Here is a 22,720-nt window from a genome sequence, read left to right on the forward strand (position 1 = left end):
TGATTATGTCTATAATCACACTGATATTGTAACAAAAAAAGCTTTGATTAACCATTATTATTAAATCAGCTTACACTAGAATCCTTTTCAAAGCTTTCCCTATCGTGTATAATACTAAATGTAATGCCCCAATGGCGGAATTGGCAGACGCGCGGCGTTCAGGTCGCCGTGGGATTTTTCCCGTATAGGTTCGAATCCTACTTGGGGCACTAATTAACTTAGTAAGTTAGAAAAAGTGGTAACTATTTTATAATGAGTTACCACTTTTTTATTTGTGATTTTTAACAACAATCAGGTAAATAAACATTAACTGTAAAATGATGATTACAAAGGCCCATACTAAAATCAGAATCCAAGGTTTAGCCGAATGATTTTGAGTCCAGATTACCAACGCCGAAATCACAATCACCACTACAGCTAACGCAAGCCACATTCGCCAATGTTTCAAATTATCGCAACCTTACTAACTTAATAATATTTTACATACAGAAAGGAAATCAATTCAAATGTTTAAGGAATTTAAGGATTTTATCTCACGAGGCAACGTCGTCGACATGGCTGTTGGTGTCATTATTGGTGGTGCCTTTACTGGCATCGTCAAATCATTGACCAAGAACTTAATTAACCCGTTAATCGGCTTATTCATGGGTAAAGTTGATTTCTCCAGCATTAAATTCAGTGTTGGCCAGGCCAATTTCCAGGTTGGTAACTTTATTAACTCCATCATTAACTTTTTAATCATCGCCTTCGTTGTCTTTATGATCATTAAAGTCATTAACGCCATCTCCCATAAAGAAAAGAAAGCTCAAGTTTCGACCACCGATCAGTTATTAACCGAAATTCGTGACGCCTTACAGGATAAGCCTAATTCGAAGCAATAAATCCGTTCGATGATATAATCAAAGCGGAGATGATACTATCCCAACGATTACTGATGACCTGCTTCGAAAAACAATTCGAATTCGGCCCAACCAAAGTTTTAAAGGTACTTACGGCAAAGTTACTTTAGTCGGTGGTAACAAACACTTCGGTGGTGCCATTATCATGGCTAGTTCCGCGGCGGTTTATTCTGGTGCTGGTTTAGTAACGACCGTATCTGACATGGCTAATTTATCTAGCCTTCACGCTAGATTACCTGAGGCCATGATTGCGGATGTCAATGATCCCAAACAGGTCAAAGCTTTAATTCAACCTGCTAAAGTCGTAGTGATTGGTTCCGGCTTAGGGACTGATGCCCACAGCCAACAAATCCTGAAGGAAGCTTTTGATGCCATCTCACCAAAACAAATTGTGGTGATCGATGGCTCGGCCATTACTTTAGTGGCTTTAAAGCACATCCCGTTACCAAAGGCTCACTTGATCTTCACACCGCACCAGGTTGAATGGCAACGCTTATCCGGCATTAAGTTAGCTGATCAAGGTGACATTGCTAAGAACCAGAAAGCTCGTGACCGAATCGGTGGCATCGTAGTTCTCAAATCTCACCATACTCAAATCTATAGTGACAAGCCAATGCTTCAAAACCCAATCGGCACACCTGCTCAAGCTACCGGTGGTATGGGTGATACATTGGCCGGCATGGTCGGTGGCTTCTGTGCTCAGTTCAGTAACTCACTTTATGCTACCGCTTCTGCAGTATATGCTCATAGTGACATCGCTGATCATTTAGCACAAAATCAATACGTCGTCTTACCAACGCAAATCATCAGCCACATCCCGCAATATATGAAACGCCACGAAGCACGTCGTTAAACTTAAAAATAACTAAAATAAAAAGTCGTTTTATCGATCAAAATTGATAAAGCGACTTTTTTGTATCTTAAGACCTAATTGTTAAAAGTTAATGTGTGACATATTCAAACATTGCTTCATTAAACTACTGATTAAATCTAACGTCATGTCAGAGATATGGTTAGTAGTCTTAACCGTCGACTTAGTTAACTGATCCGTTAACTTAGCGCCATCAAGTGAGTTAACAGCATTATCAACTGTTTCAATTCGGTGAAGTGCGTAGGCCTGAACATTAGTTCGGTAATCATTAACTTCATCCATGAAGTCGTGATAATGAGGCTCAATGTAAATCATTAATGATTTGAACATCCAGTAAGCGCTGTTCATGCTGATGCGTTTGCCAAGGGTTCGATAATTCTTAGCAGTCTGATTAATATTCGTGTAGAACGGTACGAACGGACTGTAACTATTAAACCCTAGTGATAACCATTCAATTGCGGCGTACTTATCAGGAACGTCATTCCGAATCTGCATGATGTGAGATGCAGCGTTTCGATCGATTGCAATCGGTCGGAATAATGGATGCTTGAATAAGTCCGGATGGGTAAATGGATCGTAAGGCGTCTGCTGGTAATGAGATGACAGGAAATTCTGAACATCCTGCACAGATAACTTACGGCCCGTGTGATGAATAAACGGAATGTTCTGGCTCATCGGGCTCTGCTTAACTTCTGGATTAAACATCTTCTGGCCGTACCAAGCACGTGGTGTATTGTAATGAGCGTCCCATGTGGAATGAGTACCAGCAATATTACGGAAGTTAAAACTATCCGGATGATTATTAAGATGATGCTTTTCAACAAATTCCTTTAAGCCAGGTGAGTACATAAAGTGATCAGGATCATTAAAATTAACGTCCTGAATCATCATCTGGTTAGGGGCAATCGCATAAGCGTCATCAGGAATTCGTTCGGCAACCCAATGATGACCGCCGGCAGTTTCTAAATACCAGACTTCGTTCTTATCAGAAAAAGCAATCCCGTTACTTTCACCGGTTCCATACTTCTCGATTAATTTACCAAGACGCTTAACACCTTCACGAGCATTATTAATGAATGGTAATACCAACGTTGGCATATTTTCTTCATTAACACCCTTAGCTACTAATGGATCAGCACCCATGAAACGGTCATTAGTAAAAGTGGTTTCCGTTGCACTCATGGCAACGTTTTTTTCGTTAATGCCGCCTTCTTCAAAGTAATGATTATCATTACCCTTAATCGGTTGAGCCGTATAACGATAGGAATGACTTGGTAATTTAACTTCTAAACCATCCTGTGATTTATAAACGGATGGTAATGAGTTGGCCGGAACGACTTTAAATTCAATCGGTCCGATTGGCTTCGGATAATCTTCGTTTCGGGCGATCATAGTTGAACCATCAATGCTAGCTTTTTTACCAACTAGCATCGTGGTACAAGCTAATTCATTTTTATTCATAACTTATCACGCTCTAATTCAAAATCTAATTAGCAACGACGTTTACGATCTTACCAGGGATTACGATGACTTTCCGGATCGTCTTGCCGTCCGTAAATTTCTTAATCCGTGGATTAGCTAAAGCGGTCTTCTTAATAGTGTCTTTGTCAGCGCTCTTATCAAAGGTCAGAACAACTCGGACTTTACCATTAACTTGAATAGCCATCTTCATCTTGGTCTGAACTAACTTACTTTGATCGAACTTTGGCCAGGACTGATAAGTAATCGTACCTTTGTGGCCTAAGCGCTGCCAGAGTTCTTCACAGATGTGTGGAGTAATTGGGTAAATTAACTTAACGAAACCTTCGATGTACTTCTTCGGAATGAACTTAGCTTTAGCAGCTTGGTTAGTAAAGACCATCATCTTAGAAATGGCAAGGTCGAACTGCATGTGTTCGTAATGATAAGTAACGTCCTTAACCATCTTGTTATAAATTCGGTCTAATGAATGATCGTTCTTGGAACCGATGTTACTACGAACTTTGCCATCGTCATCAATGATCAAGTTCCAGTAACGGTTGACCCAGCGGTAAACACCTTTAATGTCAGAAGTACTCCAAGGCTTAGCCTTAGTTAAAGGCCCCATGAACATTTCGTAAAGACGAAGGGTATCAGCACCGTATTGCTTAACGATGTCATCAGGGTTAACGACGTTACCCTTAGACTTAGACATCTTAACGTGATGTTTACCTAAGATCATTCCTTGGTTAACTAACTTCTGGAATGGTTCCTTAGTTGGTACAACACCGATGTCGTAAAGGAATTTATGCCAGAAACGAGCGTAAAGTAAGTGCAAAACGGCATGTTCAGCACCACCAACGTACAAATCAACTGGTAACCAGTACTTCATTGATTTACGACTAGCTAAGGCATGATCATTATGTGGATCACAGTAACGTAAGTAGTACCAGGAACTGCCGGCCCATTGTGGCATGGTGTTGGTTTCACGTTTACCTTTCATGCCTGTCTTTGGATCCGTAACGTTGACCCAATCTTTCAGATTAGCTAACGGACTTTCCATACTGCCAGATTCTTTCAAATCATCGGCCTTAGGAAGTTTCAATGGCAACTGGTCTTCAGGAACCATGGTCGTCTTACCGTTTTCCCAGTGAATTGCTGGAATTGGTTCGCCCCAGTAACGCTGACGTGAGAAGATCCAGTCACGAAGACGGTAGTTGACCTTTCGTTTACCACAGTTATGGTCAACTAACCACTTAATGGCGGCTTTAATGGCTTGTTTCTTGTTCATCCCGTTCAAGAATCCAGAATTAATGTGGGTTCCGTCACCGGTATAAGCTTCCTTCTTAATGTCGCCACCCTTGATGACTTGAATCATTGGTAAGTGGAACTTCTTAGCAAATGCATAGTCACGGTCATCATGGGCAGGAACCGCCATAATAGCACCGGTACCATAAGATGGTAATACATAATCACCGATCCATACTGGAACTTTGCGACCGTTAATCGGATCTTTAGCGTAAGCACCGGTAAATACACCGGTCTTATTCTTGTTTAAGTCGGTTCGTTCTAAATCAGACTTTGTGGCGATCTTCTTACGGTAAGCCTTAATCTTAGGAGCTTGTTCCTTAGTCATGATCTTATCGACGACTTTGTGTTCAGGTGATAGAACCATGTATGTACAGCCGAATAATGTATCAGGGCGGGTCGTGAAGACTTCGATCTTGGTATCAGGATGACCTACAACTGGGAAGTAAACCGCAGCCCCTTCAGAACGGCCAATCCAATTTCGTTGCATTCGTTTAATACTCTGTGGCCAATTAATGGTCTTTAAGCCATCAAGTAACTTATCAGCATACTTGGTGATTCGAAGGACCCACTGACGCATTGGAACACGGTAAACCGGGTAACCACCACGAACGGTCTTGCCATCTTTAACTTCTTCGTTAGCAACGACGGTACCACCCATGAAGTCAGGTGCCCAGTTAACGTCGATCTTGTTTTCGTAAGCTAAACCGTGCTTGTACATCTGTTCAAAGATCCATTGGGTCCACTTATAATATTTAGGATCAGTGGTGTTGACTTCACGATCCCAATCGTAAGAAAAGCCTAAGGACTGAATCTGACGACGGAAATGATTAATGTTTTCTTCAGTAAACTTACCAGGTTCATGATGCGTCTTTAAAGCGTATTGTTCAGCTGGTAAGCCAAAGGCATCCCAGCCCATCGGATGCAAAACGTTAAAGCCCTGCATTCGCTTCATACGGGCGATGATGTCAGTTGCAGTATAACCTTCTGGATGACCAACATGAAGGCCTTGACCAGACGGATACGGGAACATGTCTAATACATAGTACTTCGGCTTGGAGAAATCATTGCTGGCTTTAAAAGTCTTATGAGTCAGCCAGTAATGCTGCCACTTTTTTTCAATTTTCATATGATTATATGCCATATGGATCTTCCTTTCACAGTAAACAGAAAAACGCCCTATTAAATCTACTTATTTAGTAGAATCAATAGGACGAATCTTTCCGCGTTACCACCTAAATTCCTTACTTACGTAAGGCACTTGATTATCATTAACGCTGACTAAACGTTTAAGCCTACGTTATTTTCAGCTTAACAATCCACGACGAGTTCAATTAACTAAAGTCTGAATTCACACCAACCATTCAGTCGCTGAAAGATTAGTTAACATACTAATTCGCTTCACATCAATTTAATATTGAACATTTTTTAGTATAGCACACGATAACGAAGTTAGTTAAAATAGTCTTAGATAATTTAAAAATAAGGGAGTAAATCAACATGAAAATTCCCGCAGCTTTGAAGTATAGCCACGTGCTATTGAAACAGGTCGTTCAACGTGGCGATAACGTGATTGACGCGACCATGGGCAACGGTAACGACACCGCATTCCTTGCTAAATTAGTGGGTGATCATGGTAACGTCTACGCATTCGATATTCAGGATCAAGCACTTCAAAAAACTAAACAGCGATTGATTAAAAGTAATTTAACGAAATCGGTAACTTTATATCACACTGGACATCAACATATTCTAGATACGATTGGAATGACGTCTATTTCAGCCGCCATTTTTAATTTGGGGTATCTACCTGGCGGTAACAAAAAAATTATTACTCGACCGACAACGACGTTAAGTGCCATCAAACAATGCTTAATGATCTTACAAAAAGGCGGCATGATCGTTCTAGTTCTGTATTATGGACATCCCGGTGGCAAACCGGAAAAGAACGATGTTTTACAGTTTGCTAGCAAATTAAATCAAAAACAATACACCGTTTTAAAGTATCAGTTCATCAACCAGGTTAACGATCCACCGATCTTAGTCGCAATCCAGAAATTATAATTGTATTTGAGACACTAAAAAATCGCCCTAATCTTAATAATTAGGACGATTTTTCATTTTAATCTTCATTAATTTACTTTAAATGGAAATACTTCTTTAAAGCCGGAACCTTATCAGTGTGTTCCCATGGTAAATCAATATCGGTTCGACCAAAATGACCGTAGGCAGCGGTCTTTTCGTAGATCGGTCGACGTAAATTCAAATTATAAATAATAGCTAACGGACGTAAATCAAAAAGCTTTAAAACGGCTTTATGTAAAGCATCGTTAGAAACTTTACCAGTTCCAAAGGTATTGACTGTAATTGAAACGGGCTTAGCAACACCGATGGCATAGGCTAATTGGAGTTCAACCTTATGAGCTAAACCAGCAGCAACGATGTTTTTGGCAACGTAACGAGCGGCATAGCAAGCTGAACGGTCAACCTTGGATGGATCCTTACCGGAGAAAGCACCACCACCATGACGAGCGGCACCACCGTAAGTATCAACGATGATCTTACGACCGGTCAAACCAGCATCACCATGTGGTCCACCAATAACGAACGGACCCGCAGGATTAACGAAGTACTTAGTCTTGTCATCCAATAACTTACCTGGAATAACGTGCTTAATAATCTTATTAATTACGTCATGACGAATCTGTTTCATACTAACGTCAGGATCATGTTGAGTACTGAGAACAACGGTATCAACACGGAACGGTCGATCGTTATCATCATATTCAACGGTGACTTCCGACTTAGCATCTGGACGTAAGTAAGGGATCACACCACTCTTACGAACTTTCGTGGTGTAAAGCATTAACTTATCAGCTAATTCAATTGGCATCGGCATTAATTCAGATGTCTCATCAGAGGCATAACCAAACATAATACCTTGATCACCAGCACCTAGCTTGTCGAACTTATCCTTGTCACCATGACGAGCTTCAATTGAATTATCAACCCCGTGAGCAATATTAGGTGATTGATGATCCAAGGCCACTAACACGGCACAGGTATCAGCGTTAAAGCCATAGTCATCCGTATTATAGCCAATTCGCTTAATCGTATGACGAACGACCTTTTGGATATCAACATGGGCTTTACTAGTGATTTCACCAAATACTAGGACCAAACCAGTCGTGACCGAACATTCACAGGCCACGTGAGACTTCGGATCTTTGGCCAGGTATGCATCTAAAACGGCATCGCTAATCTGGTCAGCCACTTTATCTGGATGACCTTCAGATACCGATTCAGACGTAAACAAATGTTTATTTCTCAATTTAAAAGTTCCCCCTATAAAAAGTTTTACAGGTTACAAGGCACCTTCACAATAAGTGAATCCTATCGGGAATATGCACATATAACGATAGTTATAATACCATATTTAGTTACCATTTAGTAAACTTTAGATTAAATGATCCAGATGCATCCGCTTGGCAAGATACTTCCCGGTCTGACTCTTCGGTGATTTCGCAATTTCACGTGGCGTTCCAGTAGCTACGATTTCACCACCATGAATGCCACCTTTAGGTCCTAAATCGATTACATAATCTGCGTTCATAATTACGTCTAAATCATGTTCGATTACAACTAATGTGGCACCCTTTTCAATTAACTGGTCAAAAACATGATTTAAAACTTGGACATCTTTCGGATGTAAACCCACTGACGGTTCATCAAAGACAAATAGTGTGTCGTCCTGATGACGACCCATTTGGGATACCAGTTTTAAACGCTGAGCTTCACCACCAGAGAGGATTGGTGTACTTTCACCTAAAATTAAGTAGCCTAAGCCCATCCGATCTAAAGCTTTTAAGATAAACTCAATTTTATTTTGGTTACGAAAGACCTTTTCGGCATCCCTCACTGACAAATTTAAGATGTCAGCAATACTATAACCGTGCCACTTCACTTGTAAAGTCGGTTGAGAATAACGTTTACCGTGACAAACCGGACAGGTCATTGTCATATCCGGCAGATATTGAATATCCAACGAAATAGATCCAGTTCCCTGGCAATTTGGGCAGGCACCCGATTTAACGTTATATGAGAAATGACCAGCTCGCCAATGTCGTTTTTTAGCTAACGAAGTCTGCGCAAATAATTTGCGAATCGGATCCCAAATTCCGCAATACGTGGCGACCGTCGATCGAACGTTCTTCCCAATTGGGACGGAATCGATCTTGATGACCCGTTTTAAGCCCCCGTTATTAAATTTAGTAACATAGGACGGTAACGGCTGATGCTTGCTCTGATTCTGCATCGATTTTACTAAACCGTCCATAATCAACGTCGATTTACCAGCTCCGGAATAACCTGAAACGACGGTTAAACGCTTTTTAGGAAACTTAGCCTGAACGTGATGAAGATTAAACCGATGACTAATACCTAATTGTAAATAACCATATTTAAAGATCTGATCTTTTGGTGGTCGATGACGCACGATAACCTTAGCGTCACCTTTTAAGAACGGCGCAATCAACGAATGTGGACTATTCTCAATTTCTTTTGGCGTTCCGTGATCAACGATCGTGCCACCCCATCGACCAGCTTTTGGTCCAATCTCGATAATGTAATCTGCAGCGGAAATAATGTCGATATTATGATCGACCACCACTAACGAATTACCCTGTGAAACCAACTGTCGTAAAACCTTTACTAATCCAGCGACATTAGCAGCGTGTAAGCCAACGGATGGTTCATCTAAAACGTAAAGAACGCCTGTCGTTTGGCTCCGTAAGGTTCGACCTAATTGAATTCGTTGTAATTCACCGGTCGATAAAGTATTACCAGCTCGAGATAAAGTTAAATAATCTAATCCTAAATCATAAAGCGGTTTGATGCTGTCCATTAATTCGTTAATTAAGGTTCGGCCTAACTTATGCATCGTTTTCGGTAACCACATCAGTACTTTGTGCATAAAAGGTTTTAATTCCGTCAAGGTCATATTACAAACCTGGCCAATATTTTTACTGGCTAGTTTGGTCCGATATAAAGTTGGATCAAAGCGCATCCCATGACAACGTGGACACGTCCCAAATTCATAGAAACGATCCAAGCGTTTAATAGCCCGAGCGTTATGAGTAGTTGCTAAACTATCTTTAACAGCAGCAAACGCATTCTCATACTCGGCGTTGTTCATATGAAAGATTTTTCCGGTTCGTGATGGAATATTAATGGCATACGTCTTTCTCGGTCCCGCAAATACCAAGCGTTTTTCATGTTGGGTCAGATCCTTAAATGGAACATTAATTCGGATTCCGACTTCACGTGCTACCCACGGCATAAAGTTACGGCCTGGTAAATGCCAGGATGCCACAGCACCATCACTAATGGTTTTATTAGCATCTGGTACTAATCGCGATTTAACGATTTGTCGAACCTTTCCAGTTCCTTGACACATTTTACATGCACCATCGGAATTAAAGGCAAAATCTTCAGCACTTGGTGCCATAAAGACTTTTCCACAGGTTGGGCATTTAATTTTACCCATGGCCTCACCTGGTAAATCCATGGCTTGAGCAACTTTAATTGTTGGTGGAACCTGATGACCATTTGGACATTGATGGGAACCCAACCGAGAAAATATCAGTCGTAAAACGTTTAATCCTTCTGACATCGTTCCAACTGTCGAGCGATCACCGGGTACAGCTGGTCTTTGTCGTAGCGCAATCGCACTTGGTAAGTACTTAACTTTTCTAACGTTTGCTCGACCGACCTGACCAATTCGACGTCTGGTGTATGTTGCCAGTGCATTTAGATATCGACGAGCACCTTCAGCATATAAAACGCCCATTGCTAATGATGACTTACCAGATCCGGAAACCCCGGTAATGGCAACAAACGCATTCAACGGAATCGAGACGTTGATGTTCTTTAAATTATTAACCTTAGCACCATAAACTTCGATATTATTAGGTATCGTTTCCTTATGTCTAATTGGCAATCGTATCATCCCTTGTTCACTTTAATTTGGGTAAACAAAAAAGGAACCTCTTAAATGAGATTCCTTATAACCAAATATTATGATGCCGAAGATGGGGCTCGAACCCATACGGCCCGCAAAGGCCACTGGATTTTGAATCCAACGCGTCTGCCAATTCCGCCACTTCGGCAATGGGGTGTATAAAAATAAGGCGGTAATCCGATTCGAACGGATGATAAAGGTTTTGCGAACCTCTGCCTTAGCCTCTTGGCTATACCGCCATTAGAAATTATTTAAATAAAAGGGCCGTGTGTGGGACTCGAACCCACGCGTGCACGGGCCACAACCGTGTGTGTTGACCAACTTCACCAACACAGCCATAAACAAGCACGGATAGCTGGACTCGAACCAGCATCGATGGTTTTGGGGACCATAATCCTACCAATTGGAAGATATCCGTATATTAGTGGACGGGATAGGATTTGAACCTATGAACTCGTAAGAGAGCGGATTTACGGTCCGCCGCGTTTAACCAGACTTCGCTACCCGTCCATAAATGGCTCGGGACGGAATCGAACCGCCGACACAACGGGCTTCAACCGTTTGCTCTACCGACTGAGCTACCAAGCCATATCATGTTAGATATAATATCAAATTGTCTAACGGTTCGTACCGGACTCGAACCGGTGACCTCTTGCGTGACAGGCAAGCGTCCTAAACCAAGTAGACCAACGAACCATTAATGACCCGTACAGGATTCGGACCTGTGTTACTGCCGTGAAAGGGCAGTGTCTTAAACCACTTGACTAACGGGTCATAAGAAGTGGAGAGTGAGGGATTCGAACCCTCGCGCCAAATTGATGACCTACGCCCTTAGCAGGGGTGCCTCTTCAGCCACTTGAGTAACTCTCCATAATGGGTCTGGACAGACTCGAACTGTCGACCTCACCCTTATCAGGGGTGCGCTCTAACCAACTGAGCTACAGACCCAAGTTTTATTATAAAGCGGGTAACCAGAATCGAACTGGCAACATCAGCTTGGAAGGCTGAGGTTTTACCATTAAACTATACCCGCATTTATATCTTTTGTCAATTAGTGGCTCGGGACGGAATCGGACCGCCGACACAACGGGCTTCAACCGTTTGCTCTACCGACTGAGCTACCGAGCCAAGTACGGTTCGTACCGGACTCGAACCGGTGACCTCTTGCGTGACAGGCAAGCGTCCTAAACCAAGTAGACCAACGAACCATAGTTAAACATATAATTGCGGGGGCTGGATTTGAACCAACGACCTTTGGGTTATGAGCCCAACGAGCTACCAAACTGCTCCACCCCGCGATAATAAGGTGGATGGGGGATTCGAACCCCCGCGCGGATACAGTCCGCCTAACGGTTTTCAGAACCGTCCTCTTCAGCCACTTGAGTAATCCACCAAAATTGCTAAAGAGCTTACGTACTCCAGGAATGGACCTTGTAGGACTCGAACCCACGACAAGACGATTATGGGTCGTCCGCTCTAACCAACTGAGCTAAAGGTCCAAAACCTTATCGCGGCGGAGGGGATCGAACCCACGACCTCCCGGGTATGAACCGGACGCTCTAGCCAGCTGAGCTACACCGCGAAAATGTTTAATTAGTTGATACAATAAGTATCAATCGGGAAGACAAGATTCGAACTTGCGACCTCCTGGTCCCAAACCAGGCGCTCTACCAAGCTGAGCTACTTCCCGAAGAATATATGCACCATATAGGGCTCGAACCTATAACCTCTTGATTCGTAATCAAGCGCTCTATCCAGTTGCGCTAATGGTGCATAACATGCCGAGGATCGGGCTCGAACCGATATGGACAAAAATGTCCGCGGGATTTTAAATCCCGTGCGTCTGCCAATTCCGCCACCCCGGCAAGGTAGCTAAATAAATATTTAACTAAAGCGGAAGACGAGATTCGAACTCGCGACCCCCACCATGGCAAGGTGATGTTCTACCACTGAACTACTTCCGCAAAAATAATGCCGACTGAAGGATTCGGACCTTCGACCCTCTGTTTACAAAACAGATGCTCTGCCAACTGAGCTAAGTCGGCATCATAAATAATATACGACTGGTATGAGCCGTAAGGGATTTGAACCCTTGACCCTCTGATTAAAAGTCAGATGCTCTACCAGCTGAGCTAACGGCTCATATTAAAATGGAGGATATCGGGCTCGAACCAATGACCTCCTGCTTGTAAGGCAGATGCTCTCCCAACTGAGCTAATCCTCCAGGATTGCGTGGCAACGGCCTATCCTCGCAGAGGGCGATCCCTCAACTACTTTCGGCGCGCGGAAGCTTAACTTCTGTGTTCGGCATGGGAACAGGTGTATCCTTCCGGCTATCGCCACCACACTATATTTTCAAGAGAACTTCGTTCTCTCAAAACTGGCTAATATTCATACTTCTCCGAGGATACCTTTTTGGGTTAAGTCCTCGACCGATTAGTACTGGTCGGCTTCACGCCTCGCGGCGCTTCCACGTCCAGCCTATCGAACTCATCATCTATGAGTGGTCTTACTTCCCCGAAGGGAATGGGAAATCTCATCTTGAGGTGGGTTTCACACTTAGATGCTTTCAGCGTTTCTCTCATCCATACATAGCTACTCAGCAGTGCCCCTGGCGGGACAACTGATACACCAGCGGTATGTCCATCTCGGTCCTCTCGTACTAAAGACGGCTCCTCTCAGATTTCCTACGCCCGCGACGGATAGGGACCGAACTGTCTCACGACGTTCTAAACCCAGCTCGCGTACCGCTTTGATGGGCGAACAGCCCAACCCTTGGAACCAACTACAGCTCCAGGATGCGATGAGCCGACATCGAGGTGCCAAACCTTCCCGTCGATATGAACTCTTGGGGAAGATAAGCCTGTTATCCCCGGGGTAGCTTTTATCCGTTGAGCGATGGCCCTTCCATTCGGAACCACCGGATCACTAAGTCCGACTTTCGTCCCTGCTCGACCCGTTGGTCTCACAGTCAAGCTCCCTTGTGCCTTTACACTCGATGAATGATTTCCAACCATTCTGAGGGAACCTTTGAGCGCCTCCGCTACTCTTTAGGAGGCGACCGCCCCAGTCAAACTGCCAACCTGACACTGTCTCCTGCCACGATCAGTGGCATGGGTTAGAGTGTTCGTACAACAGGGGTAGTATCCCAAAGACGCCTCCACCGAAACTAGCGTTCCGGTTTCCACGGCTCCTACCTATTCTGTACAAGTCATATGAACACCCAATGTCAAGCTACAGTAAAGCTCCACGGGGTCTTTCCGTCCTGTCGCGGGAAACCTGCTTCTTCACAGGTACTTCAATTTCACCGAGTCCTTCGTTGAGACAGTGCTCAGATCGTTACGCCTTTCGTGCGGGTCGGAATTTACCCGACAAGGAATTTCGCTACCTTAGGACCGTTATAGTTACGGCCGCCGTTTACTGGGGCTTCATTTCAGAGCTTCGCCGAAGCTGACTCATCCATTTAACCTTCCAGCACCGGGCAGGCGTCAGCCCATATACTTCATCTTACGATTTCGCATAAACCTGTGTTTTTAGTAAACAGTCGCCTGAGCTTTGTCACTGCGGCTGCACTGACGTGCAGCGCCCCTTCTTCCGAAGTTACGGGGCAATTTTGCCGAATTCCTTAACGAAGGTTCACTCGCTCACTTTAGAATTCTCATCCTGACTACCTGTGTCGGTTTGCGGTACGGGCGGTTAATCACTAGCTAGAAACTTTTCTTGACAGCGTGACGTCAGTAACTTCCTTACTAAACTTCAGTCCTCGTCACTGCTCACGTGAACGGGAACAAGCATTTGACTCATTCCCTGGCTCGCAGCTTGAACATGCACAACCAGCGGCATGCATTACTTAGCCTTCTGTGTCTTTCCTTCGCTTAAAACGCAATTAACCGGTACAGGAATCTCAACCTGTTATCCATCGCCTATGCCTTTCGGCCTCGGCTTAGGTCCCGACTAACCCTGGGCGGACGAACCTTCCCCAGGAAACCTTAGTCATCCGGTGAACTAGATTCTCACTAGTTTCTCGTTACTCATACCGGCATTCTCACTTCTAAGCGCTCCACAGGTCCTCACGGTCCTGCTTCAGTGCCCTTAGAACGCTCTCCTATCACGCGCACCTGACGGTGCGTGTCCACGATTTCGGTAATGTGCTTAGCCCCGGTAAATTTTCGGCGCAAAACCACTCGGCTAGTGAGCTATTACGCACTCTTTAAATGATGGCTGCTTCTGAGCCAACATCCTAGCTGTCTATGCAATTTCACTTCCTTTTCCACTCAGCACATATTTAGGGACCTTAATCGGTGGTCTGGGCTGTTTCCCTTTCGACCATGGATCTTATTACTCACAGTCTGACTCCCGGATATTTAAATCAATGGCATTTGGAGTTTATCAGAAATCAGTAGCTCAAGACGAGTCCTTCATTCTAACAGTCGCTCTACCTCCATGATTCTTCATCCGAGGCTAGCCCTAAGGTTATTTCGGAGAGAACCAGCTATCTCCAAGTTTGTTTGGAATTTCACCGCTATCCACATCTCGTCCAAGCAATTTTCAACTTACACTGGTTCGGACCTCCGGTCCGTATTACCGAACTTTCATCCTGGACATGGATAGCTCACTTGGTTTCGGGTCTACGGCAACATACTCAACGCCTGATTGAGACTCGCTTTCGCTGCGGCTCCGGCTTTTCGCCTTAACCTCGCATGCAACTGTAACTCGCCGGTTCATTCTGCAAGAGGCACGCTATCACCCGTTAACGGGCTCTAACTGCTTGTAAGCATATGGTTTCAAGAACTGTTTCACTCCCCTTCCGGGGTGCTTTTCACCTTTCCCTCACGGTACTGGTTCACTATCGGTCACTAGGTGGTATTTAGCCTTGGGAGATGGTTCTCCCGGCTTCCGACGGAGTTACACGTGTTCCGTCGTACTCAGGATCCTGAACTGAGAAGCATCAATTTCGCCTACGGGGCGTTCGCCCTCTCTGGCAGATCTTTCCAAATCTTTTGACTATTAATGCTTTTGGTAACTCAAATGTTCAGTCCTACAACCCCATGAAGCAAGCTCCATGGTTTGGGCTCTTCCCCGTTCGCTCGCCGCTACTTAGGGAATCGAAATTTCTTTCTGTTCCTGCTGCTACTTAGATGTTTCAGTTCACAGCGTTTTCCCCTCGCCAGCTAATCAATTCACTGGCGAGTAATCACCGACTGAGGTGATTGGGTTTCCCCATTCGGAAATCCCCGGATCAAAGCTTACTTACAGCTCCCCGAGGCATATCGGTGTTTGTTCCGTCCTTCTTCGGCTCCTAGTGCCAAGGCATCCACCATACGCTCATAATAACTTAACCTAAATGTTTGTCACTTGCGTGACAACGGTTTTGGTCATTTTGAATAATTTTAGAATTCAAAAATAACGCGGTGTTCTCGGTTGAAATTAAAATTTAAAATAAATAATAATTTCAATAGGAAATATAAATATTATCCAGTTTTCAAAGAACCAAGTAAGAGACCATAGGTCTCTCAAAACTAAACAAGATTTCGATATCTGTACAAGTTTCCGATTGAATGTAAATCCTTAGAAAGGAGGTGATCCAGCCGCAGGTTCTCCTACGGCTACCTTGTTACGACTTCACCCTAATCATTCGTCCCACCTTAGATAGCTGGCTCCCCAGAAGGGGTTGCCGCACTATCTTTGGGTGTTACGGACTCTCATGGTGTGACGGGCGGTATGTACAAGACCCGGGAACGTATTCACCGTGGCATGCTGATCCACGATTACTAGTGATTCCAGCTTCGTGCAGTCGAGTTGCAGACTGCAGTCCGAACTGAGAACAGCTTTATGGGATTAGCTTGACCTCGCGGTTTCGCAACCCATTGTACTGTCCATTGTAGCACGTGTGTAGCCCAGGCCATAAGGGGCATGATGATCAGACGTCATCCTCACCTTCCTCCGGTTTATCACCGGCAGTCTGACTAGAGTGCCCAACTGAATGCTGGCAACTAGTCACAAGGGTTGTGCTCGTTGCGGGACTTGACCCAACATCTCACGACACGAGCTGACGACGACCATGCACCACCTGTAGATCTGTCCCCGAAGGGAACAGCTAATCTCTTAGCCTAACAGAAGTATGTCAAGGCCTGGTAAGGTTCTTCGCGTAGCATCGAATTAAACCACATGCTCCACCACTTGTGCGGGTCCCCGTCAATTCCTTTGAGTTTCAACCTTGCGGTCGTACTCCCCAGGCGGAGTGCTTAATGTGTTAACTTCGGCACTAAAGGACGGAAATCCTCTAACACCTAGCACTCAACGTTTACAGCATGGACTACCAGGGTATCTAATCCTGTTTGCTACCCATGCTTTCGAGCCTCAGCGTCAGTGACAGACCAGACAGCCGCTTTCGCCACTGGTATTCTACCATATATCTACGCATTTCACCGCTACACATGGTGTTCTACTGTCCTCTTCTGTACTCAAGTCGCTCAGTTTCCAATGCACTTCTTCGGTTAAGCCGAAGGCTTTCACATCGGACTTAAACAACCGCCTGCGCTCGCTTTACGCCCAATAAATCCGGATAACGCTTGCCACCCACGTATTACCGCGGCTGCTGGCACGTAGTTAGCCGTGACTTTCTAACCAGATACCGTCACTACCAAGCCATTTCCTACTTGGTACGTTCTTCTCTAGCAACAGAATTTTACGAGCCGAAACCCTTCTTCATTCACGCGGTGTTGCTTCATCAGGCTTTCGCCCATTGTGAAAGATTCCCTACTGCTGCCTCCCGTAGGAGTCTGGACCGTGTCTCAGTTCCAATGTGGCCGATTAACCTCTCAGTTCGGCTATCCATCATCGTCTTGGTAGGCCTTTATCTTACCAACTAACTAATGGACCGCGGGTCCCTCCAAGAGCGACGCAAACGCGCCTTTCAAACTGAAACCATGTGGTTTCAGTTGTTATCCGGTATTATCATCCGTTTCCAGATGCTATCCCAGACTCAAGGGCAGGTTACCCACGTGTTACTCACCCATCCGCCGCTCACTCGAATGTAGAATCATTTGATGCAGAGCATCAAAATCATCTACGGGAGTGCGCGCGACTTGCATGTATTAGGCACACCGCCAGCGTTCATCCTGAGCCAGGATCAAACTCTCATGTTAAAAATAACATAAGAACTTAATTACAAGCTCTTAAGATTAAATTACTAGTTTAGTTGTACGAACGAATTTATTAAAAACGCACGTAAAGTTAAAAATCTCATTATAAAATAACGAGACCACTTGCACTTGTGATGTCAAAATCTTGTTCAGTTTTCAAAGACCTACAATTGCTAACCACATGAGCTCTCGCTCACGTGACAATTATTAATATATCACTCCCGTGAAATATTGTCAAGCAGCATTTTAAATCTTTTAATTAAGATCAATAATTAATTAAGATAACTACTCGTTGCTCTCACGCGACGACAATTAATACTTTACTCGTTTCCCATATTACTGTCAATGGGTTATTAAAATATATTTCACTTTTATTTTGAATAATGGATTATCAAGGTTGAAATCAACGTTAAACACGCGATAAAGCCGATTAAGCACCACGCAAAATAACCTGTAGGTAATACCTTAATAACCGGGTCCAAACGAACACTGAAGACCCAATCTCGGTTTCTAAACATCACCTGATGGAATTTAATAAAGAAATTCTGAAAATTAACAAGAGCAATACTCATTATTACTAATATAAACGTTAGAAAGATCTTGAATGGATTTATTAATTTCCATAGAAGATCTTTCTTGATTAACTGCTTAATAAGCATATGGCTAACGACACCAAGAACAATCAAACATAGGTTGTTAGCCATAATTAAATGACGAACATCCCTAAAATGAGCAAGCCCCTTCTGAGAACTTCGAAAGAATTCTAAATTCAAGTGAGAATCCCACGGAACCTGTAAATATCTCAACATAAAAAAATAGCACTTCATCAACGAAGCACTACTCAATCCTGAAATTTGTCTTAGATGAAAATGCTGAATTGCAATCCAATAAAACAAACCAGATACATTAATCGTTAAAAATACTGACAATAAAATTACGAAAATAATGATAGTCAATATCTTCACGTTATCTTTTAATCGGTAAATCATTTTACATTAAAGCTTCCACTGATCTAACGATTTAATCTGATAAGTGGGCTTAATCTTCTTAGTGGCAATTTGCTGTGGCGTGGAAACTCCGGTATACACTAATAACGAATCCATTCCAAAATTAATTGCCGCAGAAATATCGGTCATGTAGTTATCACCAACCATGACAACTTGATCTTTCTTCAAGCCAATTAATTTTAAGGCATTTCGTAAAATAATGGTCTTCGGTTTACCAATCACAATGGGTTGAGTTTGGGTGGCATATCTAACCATGTCGACTAAGGCTCCAGCACCAGGTAACATCCCTTTTTCATTTGGAATATTAGTATCGATATTAGTCCCGATAAATGTAGCGCCATGCTGAATCGCCAATGTCGCAATCGCAAAATCTTTATAAGTTGCCTGGTCATCTAAAGCAACCGTAACGAACTTCGGGTGATGCGGTGTAATTACAAAGCCTTTTTGCATTAAAGCTTGTTTTAAGCCCTTTTCACCAACGACAAAGACCGTTCGATTCTCTTTACCGGGATCCGCAATATCATCTAAATAATCTGCTGTTGCCAAACCAGCGGTATATACATTTTCGGGCTTAACATGAATATCATGATTATCAGATAGATTGCGGACCACATCAACCGGCATTTTGGTCGTATTATTAGTCACAAACAAAAACGGGATCTTCTTAGCCTGCAAACGTTCAATGAATCGTCGCGCTGCAGGAATTCGATGTTTCCCTCGATAAACAGTACCATCTAAATCAATAAAGTAGCCTTTATATTTAGGCATAAGGTTCTTCCTCTCTTAATGACGTTTAGCAATTCGAAATTGCTTATGTGGATTTCGTTTAAACGATTTATGTTGACGGTTAGACGGACGATGATGAAATGACCGTCGTTTAAAATGACGTTTATGACTTCGCTTGGTGACATCAGCGTTCTTTAAAATAAAGTATGATACGCCAAAATTGCAATATTCCATCAAGAAATCCTGTAAATAAGAAATTTTTAAATCGTCAGCGACGTGACAATTATCATCATAAAAGCCTGTCAATCTCAGTTGGTCGTAACTCCAATCACCTAAGATATAGCCATAATTGCTATAAACGGGATTGTATCTATATTTAAAGGCATCCAAATCAAAAGTATGATGATTATCGACAATCAAATCATATGGATGTCCATTAATTAATAATTTATCTTTAGAAACCTGTTTAATATCAGCTAAAGGAGCTCGATGAGCACGAGCTTGTTGAACCAGGTCATCAACCTGTTTTCGATCCATAGCAGTCGCTCCTTAAAATCTATCGTTATTATATAAGAATTAATCTCTGTCGGTTCGACTATAAATTGAATAGCCCCAGTACATTAAAATCAGCCAGATAACTGACCCGACTAAAGCGATGAATGTCTCAGGTTTAAACATCAAGATCACCATTACAAATGCTAAAAAGGCTAATGCTAAATAATCACTGACTGGATAACCGGGCATTTTAAATTCTAGTTTACTGGTTAGATGTTTCTTAGCAACTTTTCGACGATATTGTAAATGGGTAAGGACAATCATTCCCCAAATATACAGGAAACACGTCGTGGATACACTTGAAATAAATGAGAATACACCACTTGGTGTCATCAAATTCAATAGTACCGAAATCGCAATAATCAACGTTGAAAAGCCAATTGCATAGGTCGGAACATGATGTTTCTTAGATACGGAACTAAGTTTTCGGCCAAATTTAGAATGGTGATTATAACATAATGAGAACACCATTCGTCCCGTAGTAAAAATAGCACTATTACATGAAGATAACGCGGCAGTTAAAACGACAAAGTTAATAATGGATGCCGCAAATTTAATCCCGACGTTAGCAAATACCTGAACAAATGGACTAGACGATGCTGACACATCAATCCAAGGATATATGCACATTAAGGCCAGTAATGAGCCAACGTAGAATAACAGAATTCGAGTTGGAACACTATTGATGCATTTAGGAATTTCACGTTGCGGGCTTTTGGTCTCGGCAGCGGTCATACCAATCATTTCAATGCCGACAAAACTAAATACGACCATTTGAAACGACAGTAAAAAGCCCTTCAAGCCGTGTGAAAAAAAACCGTAATTAACTAAATTAGACAAACTTACAAAACCAACGTGGGTTCGATAATGAACCATCACCATAATAATTCCGGTTAAGATTAACATGATAATGGCAAAAATCTTAATTAACGCAAACCAGAATTCAGTTTCACCAAATACCGACACGTTCTTAGAATTCAAGATGAACAAGATTATTAAAACAATTAATCCCGTCACCCATTGTGGCAGATGGGGAAACCAGAACTTCATATACATCCCAGCAGCCGTTATCTCAGCCATCGCAATGGTGATCCAACATATCCAATATGTCCAACCAACAACAAAGCCGTTTCTTCGACCTAAATATTTAGTAATAAAATCAATATATGAACGGCAATTAGGATTTGAAATTAATAATTCACCTAATGCCCTCATAATCAAGAAGCACACTAGCCCGGCAATTAAATACGCAAATATAATTGCAGGCCCTGCTAATTTAATCGATTGACCGGCACCTAAAAACAGACCGGTACCAATCGCTCCACCTAGCGCAATTAACTGAACATGCCTAGGCTTCAGGCCATGCGCTAATTGATTATCGTGTTCACCGTTTTTCATTTATTATCCACCCTTTAACAACAGTATACACGCAATCACTAACCATCAGAATGTAAAAATTAATAAAAAAGATGGTAATTAGCCAGCTATATAATATTCAAATTAATTATTTAATAAGTCATGTTCTTCCCATTCAACGATCTCAGCAATAAATTTCTGAAATTCACCAGGCTTTTTAAACGATGGGAATTCACCAATCATAACTCGTTTGGCTTGCTTAGCGTTACCACCACGACGTTGTAACAACAGAATAGCTTTTTGAGCTTGCTTATTAGCAAACAATTCCGGTGGTAAATTAAGCATCCCCTGTAGATACACATCGGTTTCCATCCACTTTAAAAGCGACTTAGCCTGTGGAGTATCAAATAATGTTGACGGTACCAGGAATTCACCAAAGCCACCTGGCTTCACGTGATTCATAGCTTGTTCAATCAACAGATGATGAGCATATGAATGGCCATTGGTGGCTCTAGTTTGATATTTACTGGTATTATTATCCAATGGATAATAACCGATCGGTAAATCAGAGATCGCCAAATCATTATCTTTGGGCCCAAAATCCATAACAGAATCCTGATGAATTAAATTAACGTTTAATCCCTGCATCTGGGCACTTACACGAGAAATTGCCAGTAACGTATCATCGACATCAATTCCCGTTGCTGAAATTTTGCAATGGATTGACTGTTTTAATTGATGCATAACGGCAAATAAAAGATTACCCGTACCAACGGTTAAATCCAAAAGATTTAAGTGCTGATGTTTTTCGACGATTCGAATCATGATATAGCCCATAATAAAGGCAATTACATCAGGTGTAACTTGGTGATTAGCCTGGATCTTATCTTCACGAATCGCTTTAATCATCGTCAATTGAATTCCGCGTCGAATCACTTCAGCAGGTAACTGACGATAATTCAGGGATTTATATAATGCCGTTAACTTTTTTACGTCTTCAGCATTTGGACGACCGTTCTTTACTTCAACCTGGTCGTTATTTAAAATATTCCGACCGGTTTGAACAAAACCATCCAGATAGGATAAATTCATCGTTTTTTCTAATAGTTTACTTGATCGATCTAAAACGTCATATAGCTTTTCTACATTAGTCTTAGGCAGTGTAATCTACCTCCCTAATAAAAGTTTCAATTAACATTTTAGCACACTCATCTAAGGTGAAACTATCTAGAAATTTTATTAATCTTATTATCATACCGATGAATTAACGTCCGGTTAACCAAAATTCGTGATCGATAATTAGATATCTGATAGCCAATTAATATACTGATCATTAACAAGAAATTTAAGCTTAATAACGTTAACGAGCCTTGTCG

The 22,720-nt window shown here is 42.5% G+C and carries 13 protein-coding genes, 25 tRNA genes, 3 rRNA genes, 1 riboswitch and 1 other annotated feature; of the genes, 4 read left to right on the forward strand and 37 right to left on the reverse strand.

Annotation, left to right across the window (positions count from 1 at the left end; all coding sequences use genetic code 11):
* The first annotated feature begins 125 nt into the window (after positions 1-125).
* A tRNA-Leu gene (locus ELX58_RS06105) sits at positions 126-209 on the forward strand.
* Positions 210-268: 59 nt separating this feature from the next.
* Here ELX58_RS06105 and ELX58_RS06110 read toward each other — a convergent pair.
* Entirely contained in the window at positions 269-448 is a 180-nt protein-coding gene (locus tag ELX58_RS06110; protein WP_133442264.1) for a hypothetical protein, read from the reverse strand.
* Positions 449-506: 58 nt separating this feature from the next.
* On the opposite strand from ELX58_RS06110, the gene mscL reads away from it, so the two are divergent.
* Both mscL and ELX58_RS06120 read left to right on the forward strand, forming a co-directional pair.
* Positions 507-881, forward strand: coding sequence for a large-conductance mechanosensitive channel protein MscL (gene mscL, locus ELX58_RS06115; RefSeq protein ID WP_133442265.1), 375 nt, complete (start codon positions 507-509; stop codon positions 879-881).
* Between the two features lie 79 nt (positions 882-960).
* Positions 961-1,752, forward strand: coding sequence for an NAD(P)H-hydrate dehydratase (locus ELX58_RS06120; RefSeq protein ID WP_335878651.1), 792 nt, complete (start codon positions 961-963; stop codon positions 1,750-1,752).
* A gap of 81 nt (positions 1,753-1,833) precedes the next feature.
* On the opposite strand, the gene ELX58_RS06125 is transcribed toward ELX58_RS06120, so the two are convergent.
* Together ELX58_RS06125 and leuS are read right to left on the reverse strand one after the other, a co-directional pair.
* On the reverse strand, positions 1,834-3,231 hold the full coding sequence (locus ELX58_RS06125) for a C69 family dipeptidase (RefSeq protein ID WP_133442267.1): 1,398 nt from the start codon (positions 3,229-3,231) through the stop codon (positions 1,834-1,836).
* Positions 3,232-3,256: 25 nt separating this feature from the next.
* Positions 3,257-5,680, reverse strand: a complete 2,424-nt coding sequence (gene leuS / locus ELX58_RS06130; protein WP_133442268.1) for a leucine--tRNA ligase — start codon at positions 5,678-5,680, stop codon at positions 3,257-3,259.
* A gap of 62 nt (positions 5,681-5,742) precedes the next feature.
* Positions 5,743-5,950 (reverse strand) — a binding site (T-box leader).
* Between the two features lie 86 nt (positions 5,951-6,036).
* Here leuS and mnmM point away from each other — a divergent pair.
* Entirely contained in the window at positions 6,037-6,600 is a 564-nt protein-coding gene (gene mnmM, locus ELX58_RS06135) for a tRNA 5-(aminomethyl)-2-thiouridylate-methyltransferase MnmM (protein WP_133442269.1), read from the forward strand.
* Positions 6,601-6,673: 73 nt separating this feature from the next.
* On the opposite strand, the gene metK is transcribed toward mnmM, so the two are convergent.
* The 34 genes from metK to ELX58_RS06305 form a co-directional block, all read right to left on the reverse strand.
* Positions 6,674-7,867, reverse strand: coding sequence for a methionine adenosyltransferase (gene metK / locus ELX58_RS06140; RefSeq protein WP_133442270.1), 1,194 nt, complete (start codon positions 7,865-7,867; stop codon positions 6,674-6,676).
* Positions 7,866-7,957, reverse strand: a riboswitch (SMK box riboswitch). It overlaps the preceding gene by 2 nt.
* A gap of 36 nt (positions 7,958-7,993) precedes the next feature.
* Positions 7,994-10,528, reverse strand: a complete 2,535-nt coding sequence (locus ELX58_RS06145) for an excinuclease ABC subunit UvrA (RefSeq protein WP_236747725.1) — start codon at positions 10,526-10,528, stop codon at positions 7,994-7,996.
* 89 nt (positions 10,529-10,617) lie between these two features.
* Positions 10,618-10,703, reverse strand: a tRNA-Leu gene (locus ELX58_RS06150).
* Between the two features lie 19 nt (positions 10,704-10,722).
* Positions 10,723-10,794: transfer RNA gene (locus ELX58_RS06155), tRNA-Cys, on the reverse strand.
* 23 nt (positions 10,795-10,817) lie between these two features.
* Positions 10,818-10,891: transfer RNA gene (locus ELX58_RS06160), tRNA-His, on the reverse strand.
* 10 nt (positions 10,892-10,901) lie between these two features.
* Positions 10,902-10,973 (reverse strand) — tRNA-Trp (locus ELX58_RS06165).
* Positions 10,974-10,980: 7 nt separating this feature from the next.
* Positions 10,981-11,065: transfer RNA gene (locus ELX58_RS06170), tRNA-Tyr, on the reverse strand.
* Between the two features lie 5 nt (positions 11,066-11,070).
* A tRNA-Phe gene (locus tag ELX58_RS06175) sits at positions 11,071-11,143 on the reverse strand.
* A gap of 33 nt (positions 11,144-11,176) precedes the next feature.
* Positions 11,177-11,251, reverse strand: a tRNA-Asp gene (locus ELX58_RS06180).
* A gap of 5 nt (positions 11,252-11,256) precedes the next feature.
* Positions 11,257-11,329: transfer RNA gene (locus ELX58_RS06185), tRNA-Glu, on the reverse strand.
* 8 nt (positions 11,330-11,337) lie between these two features.
* Positions 11,338-11,425: transfer RNA gene (locus ELX58_RS06190), tRNA-Ser, on the reverse strand.
* A 4-nt stretch (positions 11,426-11,429) separates the two neighbouring features.
* A tRNA-Ile gene (locus ELX58_RS06195) sits at positions 11,430-11,503 on the reverse strand.
* A gap of 14 nt (positions 11,504-11,517) precedes the next feature.
* A tRNA-Gly gene (locus ELX58_RS06200) sits at positions 11,518-11,588 on the reverse strand.
* A gap of 22 nt (positions 11,589-11,610) precedes the next feature.
* Positions 11,611-11,683, reverse strand: a tRNA-Phe gene (locus tag ELX58_RS06205).
* Between the two features lie 5 nt (positions 11,684-11,688).
* Positions 11,689-11,763 (reverse strand) — tRNA-Asp (locus tag ELX58_RS06210).
* A 16-nt stretch (positions 11,764-11,779) separates the two neighbouring features.
* Positions 11,780-11,853 (reverse strand) — tRNA-Met (locus ELX58_RS06215).
* A gap of 6 nt (positions 11,854-11,859) precedes the next feature.
* Positions 11,860-11,948, reverse strand: a tRNA-Ser gene (locus ELX58_RS06220).
* Between the two features lie 32 nt (positions 11,949-11,980).
* Positions 11,981-12,054, reverse strand: a tRNA-Ile gene (locus ELX58_RS06225).
* 9 nt (positions 12,055-12,063) lie between these two features.
* Positions 12,064-12,137: transfer RNA gene (locus ELX58_RS06230), tRNA-Met, on the reverse strand.
* 34 nt (positions 12,138-12,171) lie between these two features.
* A tRNA-Pro gene (locus tag ELX58_RS06235) sits at positions 12,172-12,245 on the reverse strand.
* A gap of 9 nt (positions 12,246-12,254) precedes the next feature.
* A tRNA-Arg gene (locus tag ELX58_RS06240) sits at positions 12,255-12,328 on the reverse strand.
* Positions 12,329-12,334: 6 nt separating this feature from the next.
* Positions 12,335-12,420: transfer RNA gene (locus tag ELX58_RS06245), tRNA-Leu, on the reverse strand.
* 27 nt (positions 12,421-12,447) lie between these two features.
* Positions 12,448-12,519, reverse strand: a tRNA-Gly gene (locus tag ELX58_RS06250).
* An 8-nt stretch (positions 12,520-12,527) separates the two neighbouring features.
* Positions 12,528-12,600 (reverse strand) — tRNA-Thr (locus ELX58_RS06255).
* Between the two features lie 24 nt (positions 12,601-12,624).
* A tRNA-Lys gene (locus ELX58_RS06260) sits at positions 12,625-12,697 on the reverse strand.
* A 9-nt stretch (positions 12,698-12,706) separates the two neighbouring features.
* Positions 12,707-12,779 (reverse strand) — tRNA-Val (locus ELX58_RS06265).
* A 6-nt stretch (positions 12,780-12,785) separates the two neighbouring features.
* Positions 12,786-12,902 (reverse strand): 5S ribosomal RNA (gene rrf / locus ELX58_RS06270).
* A gap of 69 nt (positions 12,903-12,971) precedes the next feature.
* Positions 12,972-15,896: ribosomal RNA gene (locus ELX58_RS06275) — 23S ribosomal RNA — on the reverse strand.
* A gap of 231 nt (positions 15,897-16,127) precedes the next feature.
* Positions 16,128-17,703 (reverse strand): 16S ribosomal RNA (locus tag ELX58_RS06280).
* The 16S, 23S and 5S rRNA genes sit together here with 24 tRNA genes alongside, the layout of an rRNA operon.
* 368 nt (positions 17,704-18,071) lie before the next feature.
* On the reverse strand, positions 18,072-18,689 hold the full coding sequence (locus tag ELX58_RS06285) for a TIGR01906 family membrane protein (protein ID WP_133442272.1): 618 nt from the start codon (positions 18,687-18,689) through the stop codon (positions 18,072-18,074).
* Between the two features lie 6 nt (positions 18,690-18,695).
* Positions 18,696-19,475 carry a TIGR01457 family HAD-type hydrolase gene (locus tag ELX58_RS06290; RefSeq protein WP_133442273.1) on the reverse strand — a complete coding sequence of 260 codons (780 nt, stop codon included), beginning with the start codon at positions 19,473-19,475 and terminating at the stop codon, positions 18,696-18,698.
* Between the two features lie 15 nt (positions 19,476-19,490).
* Positions 19,491-19,970, reverse strand: coding sequence for a YutD family protein (locus ELX58_RS06295; protein WP_133442274.1), 480 nt, complete (start codon positions 19,968-19,970; stop codon positions 19,491-19,493).
* A gap of 39 nt (positions 19,971-20,009) precedes the next feature.
* A complete protein-coding gene (locus tag ELX58_RS06300) occupies positions 20,010-21,386 on the reverse strand; it encodes an amino acid permease (RefSeq protein ID WP_133442275.1) in 1,377 nt (458 codons plus the stop codon).
* Positions 21,387-21,488: 102 nt separating this feature from the next.
* Complete coding sequence (locus ELX58_RS06305; RefSeq protein WP_133442276.1) at positions 21,489-22,436, reverse strand: class I SAM-dependent methyltransferase; 948 nt, start codon at positions 22,434-22,436, stop codon at positions 21,489-21,491.
* Positions 22,437-22,720: the final 284 nt, after the last annotated feature.

It is taken from the genome of Acetilactobacillus jinshanensis, assembly GCF_004359375.1.
GTDB classification, from domain to species: domain Bacteria; phylum Bacillota; class Bacilli; order Lactobacillales; family Lactobacillaceae; genus Acetilactobacillus; species Acetilactobacillus jinshanensis.

Excerpts from the sequence above, each read along its gene's own strand:
- mnmM (WP_133442269.1), top strand. The coding sequence starts at position 6,037 with ATGAAAATTCCCGCAGCTTTGAAGTATAGCCACGTGCTATTGAAACAG.
- ELX58_RS06300 (WP_133442275.1), bottom strand. The coding sequence starts at position 21,386 with ATGAAAAACGGTGAACACGATAATCAATTAGCGCATGGCCTGAAGCCT.
- mscL (WP_133442265.1), top strand. The coding sequence starts at position 507 with ATGTTTAAGGAATTTAAGGATTTTATCTCACGAGGCAACGTCGTCGAC.
- ELX58_RS06290 (WP_133442273.1), bottom strand. The coding sequence starts at position 19,475 with ATGCCTAAATATAAAGGCTACTTTATTGATTTAGATGGTACTGTTTAT.
- ELX58_RS06125 (WP_133442267.1), bottom strand. The coding sequence starts at position 3,231 with ATGAATAAAAATGAATTAGCTTGTACCACGATGCTAGTTGGTAAAAAA.
- ELX58_RS06285 (WP_133442272.1), bottom strand. The coding sequence starts at position 18,689 with ATGATTTACCGATTAAAAGATAACGTGAAGATATTGACTATCATTATT.
- ELX58_RS06295 (WP_133442274.1), bottom strand. The coding sequence starts at position 19,970 with ATGGATCGAAAACAGGTTGATGACCTGGTTCAACAAGCTCGTGCTCAT.
- leuS (WP_133442268.1), bottom strand. The coding sequence starts at position 5,680 with ATGGCATATAATCATATGAAAATTGAAAAAAAGTGGCAGCATTACTGG.
- ELX58_RS06305 (WP_133442276.1), bottom strand. The coding sequence starts at position 22,436 with ATGAATTTATCCTATCTGGATGGTTTTGTTCAAACCGGTCGGAATATT.